Genomic DNA, 18,240 nt, shown 5'->3' on the forward strand with positions numbered 1-18,240 from the left:
GAACGGAATGTCGGCCTCCAGGGGGATGGAGCCGTACCGCCGAGCCTTCTCCCGGTACTCCGGCGTCTTCCACGGTTGTCGGAGGACGACGCGTGCGCACGGGGTCGGCTTTCCTTCGAGCTGCAAGGTCACGTCCTCGAGCTTGACGACCTGCGGGTCCCTCCCGAACGCTCCCCGGAGAGCGTGTGACGGCTCGACCACGAAGAAGTAGGGCTGGAATCCCGAATACTCGATCGCGATGCTCTTCCCTTCCCTCGTGCGCCCGAAGAGCTGGATGACCGGCAGCTGGGCCGACTCGGGACCGTCGCGGGGCTCCCGCCTGTACGAAGCGGTGATGATCCGAACATCGTAGGTGACCATCTCACACCTTCGCCACGATCTTGATGACGTCCCCATCCTGGACCGCGTGATCCCGGCCCACCACCATCTTCGTGCGGGCGTTGATGGCGCGGATGAAGTGGGTGCCCAAGTCCGTGTGAACCTTAAAGGCTACGTCGACCGCTGTGGCGCCTCGGGGCACGAGGAACGCGTCCGGGAGCACGTTCCCGGCCTTGTCGGTCCAACGGTGTTCGTCTTCCACCGGATACACAACGACGAGATCGAGGAGCCTGAAGATTGCCTCCTCGACGCACGCCTGGACGCCCGTCGAGCCCCGCTCTCGGAGGAAGGCCTCGATTCGCTCGAGCCCCTTCGCCTGCGCGGGCGTGAGCTTCTCCGGGGCCACGACTCGGAACGCGGACGCGCCGGGCTCGTACTCGACCAGGCCGGCACCCGCTGCGCGTCGCAGCGCCAGTTCGTACTCCGCGGACGTCGGGAGTGCGCGGTAGCCTTCGATGTCCGCCAGGCGGTCGAGCGCCGCCCGGGACAGGAGGTCCGCTTTGTTCGCCGCGAGGATCATCGGCTTGCCCCGCCGGAGGACCGCCCGAGCGATCCGCAGCAGATCGTCGGCGGTCCATCGCGCCATCTTCGGATCCAGGGCGATTTCGCGAAGCGCGATGTGAATCTGGGTTTCCGTGAGGCCGAGGCCCGTCAGCCGCGTCTGGAGAAGCTTCTCCGGCGGCGTCTCGTCGAGGTCCGCGCGCCGGGCCTCTTTGTCCCAGTTCCGGGATAGGATGCCCGCGATCCAATGCGCGAGCTCGTCTTCCAAGAAGCGGACGTCGTCCCGCGGGTCGTGGGTCCCCGCGGGGACGGGGTTGCCTTCGAAGTCGGTCCCGCCTGTTGCGTCGATCACGTGGACGAGGGCGCTCGCCTGCCGGAGGTCGTCGAGGAACTTGTTGCCGAGCCCTCGGCCCTCGTGGGCCTTCGGCACGAGCCCCGCCACGTCGAGGAGTTCGACCGGGATCAGGCGCGTGCCGTCCTTGCACGGCGCGTTGTTCGGCTTGCACGGTCGTCCGAGCTCGGCGTGCGGACACGGCTTCCGCACGTACGCGACGCCGCGGTTCGCGTCGATCGTCGTGAAAGGATAGTTCGCAATCTGGACCGGCGCTAGCGTCGCCGCCGCGAAGAACGTCGACTTGCCGACGTTCGGCTTCCCGACGACCCCCAACTCCACGGGGCGACCATCGGGCTACCGGCACAAGTACCTTGGCGGGTCCGCGGCCGACTCACGCGCCCCGTCGACGTCGGCGTGCCAGGATGGAAACGAGGACCACCGTGGCGACGGCGGGCAACGCGACCTCATGGAATTCTGGCGCGTTGATCACGGCCCCGGACCGCTCGAACAGAGGGGCCGGCGCCTGGACGGTCGCGTTCACCGGCGGAGTCGCGTCTCCGATCCCGGACCAGTCGGTCGCCGCGAAGACCATCCGAGTCCGGCTCGTCGTCGGCCCGACCGCGAGAGAGCCTTCGATTTCCGCGTCGTTCTTTGCGAGGGCCACACTGGGGAGGGGGACGTTCGTCCATCCAGAGGACCAAACGTACAGCGAACGCGACGTGACCCGATCCCCTTCGCCCCGGATCTCGAAGAGGTAGTCGGCGTAGATCTCGCCGATCCACGAGCCGGCGGTGTCCGTCGCGTTCAGATCGATGTAGACCCGGAGGACGTCTTCCCCGGTCTGGCGGGGAAGGGGAATCGGTCGCCCCGACGTGTTACCACCCTGGCCGGGAGGCCACGGCACGATCCGCTCGGGGACCGCGCCCGCGAGCAGGTCGCCGGCGACGGCGACGTGGAAGTAGGCGGTCGACGCGTCGACCGCCGCTCCGTACCGGATGATGTTCACATCCGAATTGTTCACGGGATCGGGGTCCGAATCGGCGACGTCCCGTCCGATCCAATCCGCGAACAGGCCGTCGATGCGCACCACCGCAGGCGAGGAGACGAAATAGGCGCGGACCGGCCCGCCGTGCACGAAGACCGGCAGCTTCTTGGACGCTCCGTCGCTCGCGTACGCGCCGGTGACGTCAATCTGGAGGAACTGCCCCGGCAAAAATCCCGGGGCCGAGACCGACCCCGTGATCACGGGAGCCGGCTGGCCCTGGGTCAAGGTTACGGATTCCGCCGAGAGGGAAACGAAGACGCCCGGGGTGGCGTTCCACTGGATCGACGAAACGGTCCACGTCGTCGCGGCCGGAATTCCCAGCACGCGAACCCGGATCGTGAAGAGGGCGGTCGGACCGGCGTTCAGGACCGGCGTCAAGGACGATACCTCGAGGAGGACGCCTCCCCCCTCCGGGCCGAGCCGAGCGAGGCCCCGACTCGATTCGCCGCGGAAGTCGTCCATGTAGACCTGGATTCGGAAGCTTGTGGAATTGAATCGGTCGAGGTCGTATCGCGAGACCCTTGCCTCCACGCCTTGATCGGACGAAGCCGCGAGCACGGAGCCCCGAGGTTGCCGCTGGCTCCAATTGACCTCGGCGCCGGGCGGGAAGGCGTAGAGCCGCGCTCCCGCCAGCGCGCGATTTCCGCCGAAGACGTCGACGACCGAATCCGCCCCGACCCCGGCGAACGAGAAGCCCGTGGAAGCGTTTCCGTCCGCGTCGATCAGGAAGTATGCCGCGTCGAATCCGACCGAGTCGCCGAAAGTCACTCCCTGCGTCGAAGCGAAGAGATACAACGAGTCGCGATCGACAAGGGATGCGTACTGCGCAATCGAGACGTCGGGATTTGCCGCTTGCGTCGCGGCGTCGAACCGCGGGACCGGCCCCCAGTCGTCGAACGAGCCATCGATCGAAATTGGAGACGTCGGTCCGGGGACCGGGACGAACAGGAGGGCGGCAATCACGATGGCGACCAGCGTCCCGGAGGCGATCGCCGCGTAGCGCACACGGCGGGATGGACCTACAAGGCGCACCGACATCCGGCCGGATCGTAGGAACGGCGTACCGTTCACGAGCCCGTTGATCCTCCCTTGGGGTCCGGCGAGGCCGTTCACCCGTCCACGGCCCGTGACGAGTCCGTTCACGCGGCCCGCGGGCTCGACGAGCCCGTTGACCCGACCCATCCCGTTCACGAGTCCGTTCACGCGGCCCTGGCCGTTCACGAGTCCGTTCACCTTGCCCGCGGCGGGGCGCGCGCCGCTCTTCGGACGGGCCCCGCTGACGAGGCCCCGGCCGCCGCGCATCCAGCCCGAGAGGAAGCCGACAGACGACGCGAGGGGGGATGGCGTCGCGGCCTCTGCCTCGCCTGGCTCCTCCGTGGGGACTGAGGACGTCTTGTCCTCGGGCCGCATCGACTCCTCGAGCTCCTCGATCAGCCAGTCAAGCACCGCCGCCTTCGTGCGGTCGAGTTCATCCGGGGAGAGGGATTCCTCGAGCTCGCCGACGAGCAGGTCGTCGACCAGGGTGTCGAGCTCCGGCGACGCGCGCTCGGCCCGCGGCAGAGGCGCCGGCTCCTCGGCACTCCCGACCGGCGCGCCGCACGCCGGGCACCGGTCCGCGCCTTCCGGCAGCGCCCGTCCGCATCGGTCGCAGGACCGGCCCGCGCGGGCGAGGATGTCGTCGAGTTCCGCGACCTCCTGATCCCAGGAGACATCATCGAGGAGGGATCCGGCGGTCGTCCGGATTTTCTCCGCAACGCCGGGATTGCGCGCATGCGAGGCTTGGATCCGCAAGAGGGCAACTTTGAATTTTCGGGCGTCCGGCTGCTTGGATCGAGCCCGATCGAGGGATTCGATCGCCTCGTCGATTCGACCGAGTGATTCGAGGAACAACCCGCGGGCGTACAGGATGTCTGCGTCCTCGGGCTTGTCGGCGAGGCCGCCATCGTAGAACGCGAGGAGCCCCGCCTTCCCGTCCGCCGCGAATTGCCGCCGAATCTCCTCGTCCATCTCCTCCTCGTCGAAGGAGGCGCCGCACTCGGAGCAGGATGCGGCGAAAGCGGAGGTCATGCAGCCGCAGAGAGGGCACTCGTATTCCTGTTTCGCGACCTGCTCCCTGGTCCGCTGCGGAGGAGAGTACTTCAGAAGCCGAAGCGATGCCGTGATCTTCCGGGCGGCGAGTGGTCCGACCTCCGGAATTCGGCCGAGCTCGACTTCCTTCGCCCGAGCGAGCTTCCACATCGCGTTGTAGCCGCGATCGACGAGCGCCTGGGCGCGAGACGGGTCGAGGCCGAACGCCTTGAGGGTGTCCATGACGACGGTCGGGTCGACTTCGCCGCGGAGCTTGCGCTTCGTCCGGCCTTCCGCGACGACGGCCGGGGGCGGCTGTGGCGCCGCCGCCGGGGGAGCCTCTGGCGTCGGCGCTTCCGGCTCCGCAAGAGCCTCCGGGGCGGCGCCGGGCGCAGGGAAGCGGGAATGGCACTCGTCGCAGATCAGCTGCCACGGGCTGAAGGTCCCGCACTCCGGACATCGTGCCGCCCACTCGAGCTCGTCGGCGTCGTGGAGGATCGACGCGGCACCGCACGAATCGCAGAGGACAAGCGGGAAGAGCTTGCCACCGCAGGCGGCGCACGCCGGAAAGTCCTCGACGCGGGCGCTCACCCAAGGGGCTCCCGGCGAGCGGCTCGCTCCCGACCGGAAGCGGGGGCGGAGGGTGCCCTCTCCGTGCGGCGGAATCCTGCGACGTTCACGTGTCGCCTGCGCGCCCAGCCTTTATACGAGATTATGGACTTTCGCCCGCCGTTATCACGAGGGATTGGTTCGATGGAGCGGGCCGTGATCCTGTGCGACGGGTATTTCGGCCAGAGCACGGGAAAGACGGCAAACGGCCTCGTGCGATATTCGAAACGGTACGAGATCACCGCGGTCATCGACCGCACGAAAGCGGGACGGGACGCTGGGGAGGTCCTCGACGGTCGCCCGAACGGCATCCCGATCGTCGCGGGACTTGACGAGGCGATCGAGAAAGGACGGCCGGAGTTCCTCGTGATCGGCGTCGCGACGTTCGGCGGCTACATTCCGACGGAGTTCCGAGCGGTCATCCGCCACGCGATCGAACGCGGCCTGAACGTCGTCGCGGGGCTCCACGAATACTTGGGCGACGACCCCGAGTTCGCGGCGCTCGCGGCTCGGCACGGCGTCCGCCTGATCGACGTCCGAAAGCCGCGTCCGGTCCGCGAGTCGAAGCAGTTCAGCGATCTATCGAGAGGGCTTCCATGCCTCCGAATCCCCGTCCTCGGGACGGACGGGGCGATCGGGAAGCGGACCACGGCCCTCCTCCTGACGGACGCCCTGAACGCCACGGGCATCCCGGCGACGTTTGTCGCGACCGGCCAGACGGGCCTCCTGCAAGGATCGGCGTACGGCGTACCCCTGGACTCGATCAAAGGCGATTTCATGGTCGGCGAGCTCGAGTCGGAAATCGTCCGAGCGTACGCCGAGACGAAGCCGAAGGTGATCGTCGTCGAGGGACAAGGGAGCATCTCCCATCCCGCCTACGTCTGCGGAACCCGCGCGATCATCAACGCTTCGATGCCCTCGGGCATGGTGATGATGCACGCGCCCGCTCGCAAGACACGAAGCTTCCGGCGCGATGTCGTCGCGTGGCCGATGCCGACCGTGGACGACGAGATGCGGTGGCTGGAGTTCTTCTCGGCCGGCGCGAAGGTCTTCGGGCTCGGCGTCAACCACGAGAACATGACGCGCGAGGAGGTCGAAGCCACCGTGGGGGAGTGGGAGGCCCGGTACGGCCTGCCCGCCGCGGACCCGCTCTGGCACGGGTGCGACAAGTTCGTCGAGCGGATCCGGTCGATGCTGTGAAAATCCCGAAGTCGCACCCGCGGTACGAGTCGCTGATGCGACGGGAGGAGCTCGTGCGCGCGTGGAAGGCGGGCATCGTGGTCCCCGAAGGGCTCATCGCCCACGGTCGCGGCGAGGCGTTCGACTATCTGCTCGGAGAAACAACGTCGGCTCCAGCGCTCGTCGCCGAACGTGCCGCTGCGGCGTTCCTCCTGCGCGCTCGAAGGCCGATGATCTCGGTCAACGGGAATGTGGCCGCGCTCGCGACCAGGGAGGTTGTAGGCCTGGCAAACATCGTTTCCGCGGGGATCGAAGTGAACCTGTTTCACCGCACCGAGACGCGGGTGCGTCGAATCGTTCGGAAGCTGCGCGCGGCCGGGGCGACGAACGTCCTCGGACGTGATCCGGACGCGCGTATCCCGGGGTTGGAATCCCGACGCGCCCTGTCCAGCCAGAAAGGCGTCTTCGGGGCCGACGTCGTGGTCGTGCCGCTCGAGGACGGGGATCGCACCGAGGCGCTCGTGCGAATGGGGAAGACCGTCATCAGCATCGACTTAAATCCCTTGTCACGCACATCCCAACGGGCCACGATCCCCGTGGTCGACGAACTGACCCGGGCCCTCCCCAACATGGAGAGGTTCGCCCGGGATTTGCAGAGCGATCCGGGAGAAATCGCACGACTCATCAAGACCTACCGGAAATCGGAAAACATGAAGGCCCTGTTCGCATTCCTAGACTGGCGACTGAGGGGCCTCCGCGAGGTCCCCAAGGTTGTGCGAGGGGCGTCACCACGGCCGCGCAGAATCCGGTCTACAAAAGACTAGGGCGTCTTCGCGCGGACCGACGACGGGTCATCCTGGTAATCTTGGTAGTCCTGATGAGCACGATTGCGGTACTCGCCGCTTTGCGAGCGGACCTCATCCGCCTCGGCCCTTCATCGGTGACCTTGCCCGAGGGGGCCGTCCAAGTCAGCGCGACCTGGTATCGACAGAGCGACGGCGACTCCGCGTATGACTATTATACGTTCTGGGTTCACATAGAAAACCGAGTCAATTCCGACTCGATCGTCCCGTACGCCATCGAGGTGAACATCTCCACGCGCGGTGGGCAGACGTTGGGGGGTTGGTTGCCGATGGGAGGCGATCACGGTCGGATGGAAAGGTTTGAGTGGCTTCTTGACGGGTCGTCCCCGCAAACGATCGCCCTGGAGCTTCCGGCGGGCTATGTGAACTGGGACGACGGGGGCGCGTACTTCACCTGGAGCGTGCAGGGAGAGCGAGGGCTGGCGAGCCAGGCGATCTTCCAGGGGAGTGCCGATTTCCTTCTCAACTCAGTCCGGTTCGCCGAGAACGCGACGATGGAAGCCCATGTGGATGCCCTCCTGATCTGGTGCTACGCGACCCCGTTCCAAGCCTATCCCGTGGCCTCCCGCGGCGAAACGGCAACTTGCCTTTACATCCCCGATCCGGGCTCGGAAGGTTCGACTCCATACTCGGCGTGTGGATGACGACTCCGGCTGCCTACGCGTTCCAGTGACCAGCCTTCCACTTGATGGAGCAGCCCATGGGAGGCACGAACGTCGTTGGAGGATCCTTGTGCGCCGCGAGCGCATTGAGGACATCCCGCATGACATGTTGGCGGACCCCTTCCGGATCCTTCGAGTCGTCGAGCTTCCCGCGGTATCGAAGCTTACGGGCCGCATCGAAGACGAAGAAATCGGGGGTGCACACGGCTCCATACGCTTCCGCTGACTTCTGGGCTTCGTCGCGCAAGTACGGGAAGTTGTAGCCCTTCCGCTTCGACCGCTCCACCATGTGGGCGAAGTCGTCCTCGGGATAGCTCTCTTCGTCGTTCGCGTTAATCATGACGAACTGCACTCCCTTTCCGGCGAAGTCCTTCTGGACCGCGATCGTCCGGTCCTCCCACGCCTGCACATACGGGCAGTGGTTGCACCAGAAGGCGACGACGAGGATCGGCTTGTCCTTGAACGATGCGAGGGAGTAGGTCTTGCCATCGACGCCGCGCAAGGAGAAGTCGATCGCCGCCGATCCGAGCGGAAGGCCCTCATACTGCTTCAGTTCCATTGTCTCAACCGGACCGACTAACGCGACCGTCCGTTAAGGATTTTACCGCCACCGGGTTCTGTCACAAATCGGGTGATGGAATCACGCCCACTTGCGACTCCACTCCGCTCGGCTCGTCCCGTGCGCTCGGTCCTCCTCGGACCAAGTCGTAGAGGGGACTCACGACGTCATGGCGGAGGGCACCGGGCCGGAACCGTACGGCCCTTGCCAAGGCCTCGTTGGAGGCCAAGGCGGTCTTCAGGATGTTCATGCCCGCGTTGATCTGCCGGTCCATCTCCCAGTCGCACATCTCGCAGACGAAATCCTGGCCCACCCTATCTCGGCGCCGGGCGCCACATACTGGGCAGGTCTTGGACGTCCATTGGGGGTTGACCTTGATGATCGGCACGCCGGCGAGGGCGGCCTTGTACTCGATCTGACGGTGGATCTCGGAACGGGGCCAGGCGGACAAGCGACGGTTCATCCGGTGGGAGCGGCCTCCCGCGCCGTGGAGGGTTAGATTCTCGAGGACGATTGCGGCTCGACGCGACATCGCGGACCCCACGAGCCGCTTGGACACTCGATGGAGCCTCTGCCGAACTCGGTTCCTCTCTCTGCGGCCCTCTCGATCGAGGAGGATCCGCTGGACGCGTCGGTCCTGGGACTTTTTCCTCGCAAGCCTCCTCCGTCGTCGGAAGTGAGTCTCCTGAATGCGCCGCACGCCGTCGAACGACACGCGGACGAGCCCCGCAGAATCGCCCGACACATGGACTCCATCGAGGGAATCCTCGTTCGTGTCGAGGGCGATCGCGCCCCGGGGCTCGTACGGCTTCGGGGCTTCCTTGCGCAGGACGACGATGATCTTCCCCGGGACCACGGTGAGGGATCCGAGACTCCATGATGGGTCGCTGAGCATTGATCGGTGCCACTCGGAGAGCGACAGGTGGAGCTGCACCCCCTCCGTCCCCCGGATCGGGATGCGAAGCCGGCCCGTCTCCCGGTCGAGCCAATAGGACTGGTTCTCGGCCTTGAGCATGAGCCTCCGCATGTAGGGGACGGAGGACCGGTTCTTTCTTCTCAGGCGCCGGCGATGGGCATTCAGCACCGACAAGGCGACCTCGAAGGCAGACGGGATGTACTGCTTGTACACCGCGTGGCGCGCGCTCAGGTCCGTGTACGCGGCCCGTGTGAGTCGAGCGCGAGATCGGATGTCGTCCCGCAGGGCGATCCGAATCGATTCGTTCACGAGGAGGCGGAACTCCGCGAGGAGCCAAACGAGACGGGGATCCTCCGACGTGACTGGAAAGACAAGGGCCCGGTGGGCGAGCACGTTTCTCTACTAGGGAAGAGGCTGGCGTCAAGGTGCCTGGGGGAGGTGCCCGAATGTGAAAATCCGGCTTGGGGAGCAATCAGAGATAGCGTTACCGTGCTTACCATTGCTCATCACCCGACTTGTTACAGAACCCCGCCACCGCAAGGTTATTCCCGCGTCACGGTCCTCGCGGGAGCGTGGGGAGGAGCGTCGCGCGATTCTTCCTGGCCGGACAGACGGCCGCGGGGGTCCTCTCTGTCGCGAACGCGTACGGCCCGTCCGTAGGCATGCGCGCCGACGCCTCGTCCGCGAACCACGTGACCCTCGTCAAAGGGAGCATCTGGGTGACGGGCAAGCGAGTGCTCACGGTCGGCGCGTGGGACGCACAAGGCGGCGCGAACGTCCAAGTCGAGGCATACGTCGAGGGGCTCACGGAACTGAGCGCGGACCCGAAAACGTTCGTCGGCATGATCCCGCGCCGGGACATGTGGCGGATCGCGTCGGCCTTCGTCGCGAGCCTGCGCGTGAATCCCGAGGCGGTGTTCGTCCATTCATGACATAAACTATAAGTGGAACTCGCCCAATGGACGAATCCCGTGAATTGACGTGAAGTTCGTCATAGTCACGGGCGGCGTTTTGTCCGGACTCGGCAAAGGCATCAGCACCTCTTCCATCGGGGTCCTGCTGAAGTCGAAAGGACTGCAGGTCTGCCCGATCAAGATCGACCCCTACCTGAACGTCGACGCGGGCACGATGAACCCGTACCAGCACGGGGAGGTCTTCGTCCTCGACGATGGCGCGGAGGTCGACCTCGACCTCGGTAACTACGAGCGATTCCTCGACGTCAACTTGACGGGAGACCACAACATCACGACGGGGAAGGTCTACCGCTCGGTGATCGAGAAGGAGCGACACGGCGACTACCTCGGCAAGACGGTCCAGATCATCCCGCACATCACGGACGAGATCAAGGCGCAGCTGCGCGGCGTCGGGGAGAAGGAGCGCGCGGACATCGTCCTCGTCGAGGTCGGGGGCACGGTCGGCGACATCGAGGGGATGCCCTTCCTCGAGGCCGTCCGCCAGCTGGGCCAGGAGATCGGGAAGGAGAACGTCTTCTTTGTACACACGACGCTCGTGCCGATCATGGGCGCGGTCGGGGAGCAGAAGACGAAGCCGACCCAGCAGAGCGTACGGGAACTTCGCTCGATGGGGATCCAACCGAGCGTCATCATCGCGCGCGGCGAGCACTCCCTCGAGCCGGACATCAAGAAGAAGATCGCCTTCTTTTGCGACGTCCCCGTCGAGGGCGTCATCAGCGCGCCGGACGCCTCCACAATCTACGACGTGCCGCTCCTCTTCGACGGCCAGGGCCTCACGGAGTACATCATGAAGACGCTCCAGCTGGAGCCGAAGGCGGAGGACATGCGGGAGTGGAAGGAATACCTCGACAAGCTGAAGAATCCCGAGAAGGAGGTGACGATCGCGCTCGTGGGCAAGTACACCCACCTCAAGGATTCGTACATCAGCCACATCGAGGCGTTCCACCACGCGGGCGCCCACGCCCGCGTGCGCGTGAACCTGAACTGGGTGGAGTCGCTCGACATCGAGAAGCACGGGACGAAGGCGCTCGAGGGGTCGGACGGCATCCTCGTGCCCGGCGGGTTCGGGGATCGCGGGATCGAGGGGAAAATCGCCGCCACCCGCTACGCGGCGGAGAACGACATCCCGTTCCAGGGCGTATGCCTCGGGTTCCAGCTCGCGACGGTCGGGTTCGCGCGGGACGTCCTCCATCTCGAAGGCGCGAACAGCTCCGAATTCAATCCGAAGACGCCGCACCCCGTCATTGACCTGCTCCCGGAGCAGCGGACCGTGAAGGGAATGGGCGCGACGATGCGGCTCGGCGCCCACGAGATCGACGTCGCGCCGAACTCGATGACCGCCAAGCTCTACGGGTCCGCGAAGATCTTCGAGAGGCACCGACACCGCTACGAAGTCAACCCGGCGTACATCGCCAAGCTCGAGGACGCCGGATTGCGGTACGTAGGCCGCTCCGATGGCGGCCGTCGAATGGAGGTCCTCGAACTCGAAGGCCATCCGTACTTCGTCGCGTCCCAATTCCATCCGGAGTTGCGATCCCGCCCGCTTCGGCCGTCGCCGATCCACCTGGGCCTTGTTCGCGCCGCCGCGTCGTAGCCCGCAACCTTTAAACCGACCCGGCCCTTAGGCGTCGTCCGTGTCCACCCTGAGCTACGACCAACTCCTCGCTCGCGCCAAGAAGGCCCTTCCGGCCGCGCTCAGCAGCGGAGAGCGGTTCCAGGTCCCCGGCCCCGACGTCGTGATCGAGGGGAAGACGACCCTCCTCCGGAACTTCGAGGATATCGTCGGCGCGATCCGACGGGACCCCGACATGGTCCTCACGTACCTCTTGCGGGAACTCGGGACCTCGGGAGCCCTGGAAGGCCGGCGGGTCGTGTTCAAGAGCAAGGTCACGGCGCAGCAGATCGAAGAGCGGATCAAGTCCTACGTCGAGGCGTACGTCCTGTGCCAAGAGTGCGGCCGCCCCGACACGCGGCTCGTGAAGGAGGACCGCATCGCGATGCTCGAATGCGACGCGTGCGGCGCGCGGCGGCCCGTGAAGGCGGTGAAGAAGGCCGCCAAGGTCGAGGAGGCGCCCCTCGTCGAGGGCAAGGTCTACGAGCTCATGATCCAGGACATCGGGAAGAAGGGCGACGGGATCGCGAAGCTCGACAAGTACGTGATTTACGTACCGGGGACCGCGAAGGGCGCCATCGTGAAGGTCTTCATCGAGAAAATCGCGGGGACCGTGGCGTTCGGACGCGTGACGCGGGAGTAGGCGGCGCATGCGCCGGGAGTACGCGTCGATCGCCGCGATGGCGATCATCCTCCTCTGCAGCCAGCTCGTGGCGCTCTCCCTCTCGGGCTTGTTCCAGGCGAACAGTTTCCAGGCGTTTGCAAATCCCGGCGACGTCACGAACACGGTCATTTACGTCGTCATGATCCTCGCCTTCACGGGCGCGATCCTCGCCCTCGTGCGGTACCGCAAGCAGCACCTCGCGAAGTACGTCATCATGGCGTCGATCTTTCTCACGCTTGCGTTCATCCTCCTCCTTCCGCTGTACTACGGGCTGTACTACGCCAGCGGAGGCGCGCTCGACGGCGACGTGCTCGGATACGTGGCGACGCTGCTCTCGTTCCTCGTCGCGGCGCTCCTTGTCTTCCTGCTGGTCAAGTTCCCGGAGTGGTACGTGGTCGACGCGATCGGTTTCCTGACGGCGGCCGGGGTGACGGCGATCCTCGGGATATCGTTCGGGATCTTGCCCGCGTTCCTCCTGCTCGTCGCGCTGGCTGTCTACGATGCGTGGGCGGTGTACCGGACGAAGCACATGATCACCCTCGCCGACGAGCTGACGAGTCAGCGACTCCCGATCCTCCTCGTCATCCCGAAGAAAGCGGGCTACTCGTTCCGCGAGCAGAAGAGCCTCAAAGAGCAGGTCGCGTCCGGAGAAGAACGGGAGGCGATGTTCATGGGCCTCGGAGACCTCATTATCCCAGGGATCCTGAGCGTCTCCGCGTTCACGTTTCCCCCGCTGAAATGGGACCCCGGGATCGGCGCTTCCGTGCCGGACATCCGGATGATCTTCGGCCTTCCATCGAACCTGTTCATCTCAATCTGCGCGATCATCGGGAGCCTCATCGGCTTCGCGTTCCTCATGCGGTTCGTCGTGCGAGGAAATCCTCAGGCGGGATTGCCCCTGCTGAACGGAGGCACGATTGCCGGGTACCTCCTCTCCTTCGCACTCGTCTATGGGACGGCCTATTCCTTCGGACTCCTGTAGGGATCCGATCGCACCAAATCTCCAAGATCGGGGGACGCCGACTCGACGACGGGCGAGACAAAGCTTTTTGTAGCGCCCGACCTTCGCAACGCCCCTCGAGGTCGAACGTGGCCCTCTGGCAAGGACGCTCGAAACGAAAGCCGACCGGCGGTCGATACCGACCGATACGCAAGAAGCGCAGGCGAGAAATCGGGCGGGAGCAGCAGTACGCATTCATCGGACCACAGCGCCTCAAGCTCTACCGAACGAAAGGCGGAAACCGGAAGGTGCGCGTCCTGAAGGCGGAACACGCGAACGTCCTCGACCGCCGCACGGCCGCGACGAAGAAGGTCAAGATCATCACCGTCAAGGCGAACCCCTCGAATCCGAACTTCGTGACGCGGAACATCATCACGCGCGGCGCCACGGTGCAGACGGAAATCGGCCTCGCGCGGGTGACGTCGCGCCCGGGTCAGGACGGCGTGATCAACGCGGTCCTCATCGAGGGCCCGGCGAGCTAGGATCGCTCACTCCGCGGACTTCGTGATGCCGACGTCCTTGATGAGGGCGTAGGGCACGAAGTTCGGGATGCTGACTTCGCCCCACCACATCATCTGCTCCGTCTTGTTGCTCAGGGCCACGATGTTCTTCATCATGCGGAGGATGTTGTCCGTCAACCGGACGTCCTTCCACGTTTCGGCGACCTCTCCCTTCCGGATGTGGAAGATGCCATCCCTCGGGATCGTCGAGAAGTCTCCCGTGACGTACGATTGGTAGCGCGTGTACCAAGTGTTCGTGAGCCAGAGGCCGTCCTTGACCTCCGAGAAAATCTCGTCTTTCGTCCAGTCGCCCGGATTCACGAACAACGCGTGCGGCTCCGGATAGACGAGTCCTGCATTCCCCGTGGTCTTCGTCTTGAACTTCTTCGCGGTCGTCGTGTTGTGAAGGTACGTCTTCAGGACGCCCTTGTTGACGAGGACGTTCCGCCGCGTCGGCACGCCCTCCGCGTCGAACCGCTTCCGGGCGATCGAGTCGGCGGATCCGTCGTCGTACTGGGTGAATTGCGACGAGGCGACCGCTTTGCCGATCTTCTTGCCGTACGGCGACAGCCCGGCGAGGACGGCCCAGGCGCTGAGTCGCCCGCCGACTTGCTCCGAGAGCGAGCCGAAGATCAACGGGTCGAAGATGATGGGATATCGACCCGGCTTGCCCGGTTTCGGGTCTCGCGCGAGCGCCGCAATCCGCCCCGCCTTGTGGCCCGCGCTCGCGGGATCGAACTGCGAGAGCTTCGTGGCGGCGGCGACGCCGTGGCCGCTCGACTCGAGCGCCACCAGCGCGCGGATCGACAGGTAGAGGCTCGCGCGATGGTCATGGGACTCCGCGCCGTTCGAAGTCGAGAGAAAGTGCTCGTCTTCGTACTTCCAGAACGATCCAGCGCACTCCTTCGCGCCTTCGTCCAAGGCGCCGCCGATCGCCGCCTCGACGTACTTGCCCCCTTCGCCAAGGGCGACGACTTTCGGGTCCGGTCGCGTGCGGGCATATTTGAACGGTCCCTTCGCGATGCCCGCATAGTCGGGATTCTCCTGGGAGCCCTTGGCAATCTTCACGAGGCGTTCGACGGCCTCGTCCGCCCGCGTAAGGTCCTTGATGTCGCTCGCGAGGACCCGTTTCCGGTACACGAAGAAGACGGATGCGCTGGACTCGCGCCAGCGATTGCTGATCACGGGCTCGTTCCGGGCGAAGCGAATCTGGTACGAGCGGTTCGCCACGATCTCCGCGACCGCATCCTGGCAGCCGAGCGAGATGGCCTTCTCCACGATCCGCGAGGCGATATCCTCCATCGGATCACCTCAGGTACACGTTGCGAAGGCGGATCGTCGGTCCACCCATGGCCGCGTCGAGCGCCTGACCCGGATCGGACTTGCCGCAGAATCCCGCCTCGAAATCGAGGTCCTTCCCCACAGCGTCGACGGCCGACCAAAAGGCGGGGGTCGTGAGCTCGATGACGGTCCCGCGGACCGGGTGCTTGATCTCCCCGTTCTCGACGAGGTACGCCTCCCGGCCCGCGTACTTCGCATTGTAGCGCTTGTCGTCGATGTTCCATTCCATGAAGCTCTTCATGTACACGCCGAACTTCACCTCCTCGAGCATCTCGTCGACGGCGTAGTCCTTCGGCTCGACGAACGTGTTCGCCATCCGGACGATCGCCTCGACGTTGTAGTTGACCGCCCGCGAGGCGCCGTTGCTCCGGGTGCCGAGTGCCGCCGCCGTCTCCCGATTATGGAGGAACTCCGTCACGCGGCCCTCCTTGTACAGGTACCGCCGTCTCGCCCTGACGCCCTCGTCGTCAGTGGCGTAGTACGCGATCGCGTGCTCGACGGTCGGATCGTCGACAACGTTCACGAGGTCGGAGCCGACCCGCATCCCCGCGCCGTCCGGCGGGATGAACGACTTCCCTGCCTGGCTCGCCTCGCGCCCCAAGACGCGGTCCGCCTCGGTCGGATGGCCGCACGACTCGTGCGAGGCGATGCCGGCGACTTGCGGTCCCGCCACGAGGTCCATCTTCCCCTCGGGGGACTTCTTGCCTTCTTTCAGCGAGCGCTGCATGGAGCGGGCCTCTTCGACCACGCGGCGGCTCAGGTCCCACATTTGCACGCCTTCCCAACCGCCGGACCAGCCGTAGTTCCGGTGGGTCTGTTCCACGCCGCCTTCCGCCGTGACCGTGAGGAAGTAGAACGCCCGCAGCCGCGGGCTATACGACCGGATGCGGGATCCTTCCGAGTTCGCGAAATATTTGGAGATCCGGTTGCCGGTGAGCTGGAAGGTACGAGCCGGGATCTTGAGTCCGAGCGCGACGAGGTCCGCGTCGACCGACCGGATCTCCGCGATCTTCTCCTCGACCGAGACGTCTGCGAGTCTCTTCTGCTCCGGGACGGACCAGCTCATCGTGATCGCATCCTCGCGGGCGAAGACAATCCTCGATTTCCGTCGAGATGCTTTCGCGATCTTCACCGCGTCGTCGACGACTCCGCGCACGTCCGACTTCGTCAGGGAGTTCGTCGCCGCGAATCCGAGGGCGCCATCGACGAGGACCCGCACCCCGATCCCCCGATCGTCGCCGATGTAGAGGGCGTCTAGGACGCCGTTCTTCAGGATGAACGACTCCTGCTCCTGGCCCTCGTACCGCCCCTCGGCGTACGAGGCCCCCCTCTTGGTCGCATGATCCACCGCAAAATCCACGAGCTCCGAGCGATCGTCCTCCATCGAGCTCCCCCGAAACGCGCCCGACAAAGCGGTCGGACGAATGAAGATATCGGCGGCGCGCGTCGGCCGACCAAAGGCTTATGACGGCGCCGCGATTCGGACGGCGCCCATGCCGAAGGGAGACCGCCCGATCGTCCTGTATCCGGCGTACTTCGACCTGGGACGCTCACGGGACGGCGGCCGACGGGTCGCGAAGCGGTGGGCCGTGGAATCGCCGACGGTGCAGGAGATCGCGACGGCCGCCAAGGTGCTCGGCCTCGAGCCAAAGATCGAGGATGGAAAGGCGTTCCCTTCGACGCCGTGGCGGAAGGAGGGCCGCGTGCTCGTCCGGGCGGACTATTTCAAGACGTCGATCGTGCAGAAGGTCGCGCAGCGGATCAAGGAGGCCCGCTAGGGCAGACCGCGGATCAGCCGTGGTCCTGCCCGGTCCGGACGTCCTCCACGAGCCGCTTGCCCGACGAGACGAGGTCGACGGAATGGATCACGGCGCCGAGCTCCCGCAACGCCTCCTCGACGCTCGGGTAGTTGATCGCCGACCCTTCGATCGTCACCTTGACGCTCTCGGTCTCCTGGTCCACCTCGTCGAGCGTGAGGCTCACGCCGTCCACCCCCTTGAGGCCGCTTAGCCGGAGCGACATGTCCACGAGGGACGGCCTGTGGGGCTTCAGCACGTCCAGGACGATCCGCTTGATGTCGCTCAACCGAGGGCCGCTCCGAGGGACGGCGTCGATGGGGGCGTTCGACTATAAACGTTCCGTGGCTCACGCGGTCGTGACTTCCGCGCCGTCCACGCCGACGATCACCGTATGCTCCGTCTGCGCGACGATCCCGCCGTCGACGTCGAGGAGGGCGGGGTACGTCATCACGGCGCCGCTGCGTACGAGCCGGTTCAGGAGGGCCGGCGCGCGCGGGTCGAGGCGATGCGCCCAACGTTCGGCGAACGGGAGCGTCTTGAACTCCCCCGACAACATCTGCAAGAAATCGTCCGGCGCCGCGTGGCCGTGCGCCTTCGGCCGGAGCACGCGGTAGATGTTCCCGCTCTTGCGGCCATCGACGTGACCCGCGCCAGCCGAGGCGAACGGCTCAATCGCGACGACTTCCCCGGCCTCGAGCACGTCGTGGCCGTGCGGCACGTTCGGGACGCTCTTCCCCGCATGCAGGACGTACCGCTCGATCGTGTGCCCGGTCAGGTTTCGCACGGGTCGGTACCCGCCCGACTCGATCGCGCGCTGGATGCCTTCGCCGATGGCCTGCGTCGCGACGCCCCCGTGGACCGCTTCGATCGCGGTCTGCAACGCGAGTTCGGACGCCCGAATCAGCGTCGTCCAGTTCTGCGTCCCGACCTCGACCGTCACCGCGGTGTCCGCGATCCAGCCGTCGATGTGGGCGCCGAGATCCAGCTTGACGACGCTCCCACGCTGGAACCGGAGCGCGTCGTCGTGCGTCGGCGTGTAGTGGGCGGCGATGTCGTCGATCGAGAGGCAGGTCGGGAACGCCGGACGCGCGCCGCGCTTGCGGAAAAGACCTTCCACCTCCTCCGCGACGTCGAGGAGGAGCGCGCCCTCCTTCACGAGCCCGACGGCGTGCTCGCGCGCCTCGCGCGAGATCCGGCCGGCCCGGAGCAGGGACTCGCGCGCGGAGGCGTCCATGGG

The 18,240-nt window shown here is 65.8% G+C and carries 17 protein-coding genes; 9 read left to right on the plus strand and 8 right to left on the minus strand.

Going from position 1 to position 18,240, the window contains the following annotated elements:
* Positions 1–361: 361 nt before the first annotated feature.
* Both VF992_03520 and VF992_03525 read right to left on the minus strand, forming a co-directional pair.
* Positions 362–1,552 (minus strand): redox-regulated ATPase YchF, encoded by a 1,191-nt coding sequence (locus VF992_03520; GenBank protein HEX9340225.1) that lies wholly within the window; start codon positions 1,550–1,552, stop codon positions 362–364.
* Between the two features lie 52 nt (positions 1,553–1,604).
* On the minus strand, positions 1,605–4,916 hold the full coding sequence (locus tag VF992_03525) for a hypothetical protein (GenBank protein HEX9340226.1): 3,312 nt from the start codon (positions 4,914–4,916) through the stop codon (positions 1,605–1,607).
* A gap of 162 nt (positions 4,917–5,078) precedes the next feature.
* Between VF992_03525 and VF992_03530 the strand changes: the two genes are divergently transcribed.
* From VF992_03530 to VF992_03540, 3 genes are all read left to right on the plus strand, one after another.
* The gene (locus tag VF992_03530; GenBank protein HEX9340227.1) at positions 5,079–6,134 is read left to right on the plus strand and encodes a DUF1611 domain-containing protein; all 1,056 of its coding nucleotides are present in this window, start codon (positions 5,079–5,081) and stop codon (positions 6,132–6,134) included.
* Positions 6,131–6,937 (plus strand): 4-phosphopantoate--beta-alanine ligase, encoded by an 807-nt coding sequence (locus VF992_03535; GenBank protein HEX9340228.1) that lies wholly within the window; start codon positions 6,131–6,133, stop codon positions 6,935–6,937. The genes VF992_03530 and VF992_03535 overlap by 4 nt, the downstream gene beginning before the upstream one ends.
* An 80-nt stretch (positions 6,938–7,017) precedes the next feature.
* Positions 7,018–7,620 (plus strand): hypothetical protein, encoded by a 603-nt coding sequence (locus VF992_03540; protein HEX9340229.1) that lies wholly within the window; start codon positions 7,018–7,020, stop codon positions 7,618–7,620.
* A gap of 13 nt (positions 7,621–7,633) precedes the next feature.
* Here VF992_03540 and VF992_03545 read toward each other — a convergent pair whose 3' ends face one another.
* Positions 7,634–8,197 carry a thioredoxin family protein gene (locus VF992_03545; protein HEX9340230.1) on the minus strand — a complete coding sequence of 188 codons (564 nt, stop codon included), beginning with the start codon at positions 8,195–8,197 and terminating at the stop codon, positions 7,634–7,636.
* A 61-nt stretch (positions 8,198–8,258) separates the two neighbouring features.
* Positions 8,259–9,506 (minus strand): transposase, encoded by a 1,248-nt coding sequence (locus tag VF992_03550; GenBank protein ID HEX9340231.1) that lies wholly within the window; start codon positions 9,504–9,506, stop codon positions 8,259–8,261.
* Positions 9,507–9,685: 179 nt separating this feature from the next.
* On the opposite strand from VF992_03550, the gene VF992_03555 reads away from it, so the two are divergent.
* The 5 genes from VF992_03555 (at position 9,686) to VF992_03575 (ending at position 13,845) form a co-directional block, all read left to right on the plus strand.
* Complete coding sequence (locus VF992_03555; protein HEX9340232.1) at positions 9,686–10,045, plus strand: hypothetical protein; 360 nt, start codon at positions 9,686–9,688, stop codon at positions 10,043–10,045.
* 49 nt (positions 10,046–10,094) lie between these two features.
* Positions 10,095–11,681 carry a CTP synthase (glutamine hydrolyzing) gene (gene pyrG, locus VF992_03560; GenBank protein ID HEX9340233.1) on the plus strand — a complete coding sequence of 529 codons (1,587 nt, stop codon included), beginning with the start codon at positions 10,095–10,097 and terminating at the stop codon, positions 11,679–11,681.
* A 49-nt stretch (positions 11,682–11,730) separates the two neighbouring features.
* The gene (locus VF992_03565; protein ID HEX9340234.1) at positions 11,731–12,342 is read left to right on the plus strand and encodes a translation initiation factor IF-2 subunit beta; all 612 of its coding nucleotides are present in this window, start codon (positions 11,731–11,733) and stop codon (positions 12,340–12,342) included.
* 7 nt (positions 12,343–12,349) lie between these two features.
* The gene (locus VF992_03570; protein HEX9340235.1) at positions 12,350–13,345 is read left to right on the plus strand and encodes a presenilin family intramembrane aspartyl protease PSH; all 996 of its coding nucleotides are present in this window, start codon (positions 12,350–12,352) and stop codon (positions 13,343–13,345) included.
* A 107-nt stretch (positions 13,346–13,452) separates the two neighbouring features.
* Positions 13,453–13,845 (plus strand): 30S ribosomal protein S8e, encoded by a 393-nt coding sequence (locus VF992_03575; GenBank protein ID HEX9340236.1) that lies wholly within the window; start codon positions 13,453–13,455, stop codon positions 13,843–13,845.
* 6 nt (positions 13,846–13,851) lie between these two features.
* Here the strand turns inward: VF992_03575 and VF992_03580 are convergent, their stop codons facing one another.
* Positions 13,852–15,165, minus strand: a complete 1,314-nt coding sequence (locus VF992_03580; protein HEX9340237.1) for a TldD/PmbA family protein — start codon at positions 15,163–15,165, stop codon at positions 13,852–13,854.
* Positions 15,166–15,169: 4 nt separating this feature from the next.
* Positions 15,170–16,588, minus strand: a complete 1,419-nt coding sequence (locus tag VF992_03585) for a TldD/PmbA family protein (GenBank protein HEX9340238.1) — start codon at positions 16,586–16,588, stop codon at positions 15,170–15,172.
* Between the two features lie 109 nt (positions 16,589–16,697).
* Between VF992_03585 and VF992_03590 the strand changes: the two genes are divergently transcribed.
* Positions 16,698–16,982: a signal recognition particle subunit SRP19/SEC65 family protein gene (locus tag VF992_03590; protein HEX9340239.1), complete on the plus strand. Its 285-nt coding sequence runs from the start codon at positions 16,698–16,700 to the stop codon at positions 16,980–16,982.
* A gap of 13 nt (positions 16,983–16,995) precedes the next feature.
* Here the strand turns inward: VF992_03590 and VF992_03595 are convergent, their stop codons facing one another.
* Both VF992_03595 and map read right to left on the minus strand, forming a co-directional pair.
* Positions 16,996–17,289, minus strand: a complete 294-nt coding sequence (locus tag VF992_03595; protein HEX9340240.1) for a DUF211 domain-containing protein — start codon at positions 17,287–17,289, stop codon at positions 16,996–16,998.
* A gap of 60 nt (positions 17,290–17,349) precedes the next feature.
* On the minus strand, positions 17,350–18,237 hold the full coding sequence (gene map / locus VF992_03600) for a type II methionyl aminopeptidase (GenBank protein ID HEX9340241.1): 888 nt from the start codon (positions 18,235–18,237) through the stop codon (positions 17,350–17,352).
* Between the last annotated feature and the right edge of the window lie 3 nt (positions 18,238–18,240).

Source organism: Thermoplasmata archaeon (genome assembly GCA_036395115.1).
Lineage (GTDB): Archaea > Thermoplasmatota > Thermoplasmata > RBG-16-68-12 > RBG-16-68-12 > RBG-16-68-12.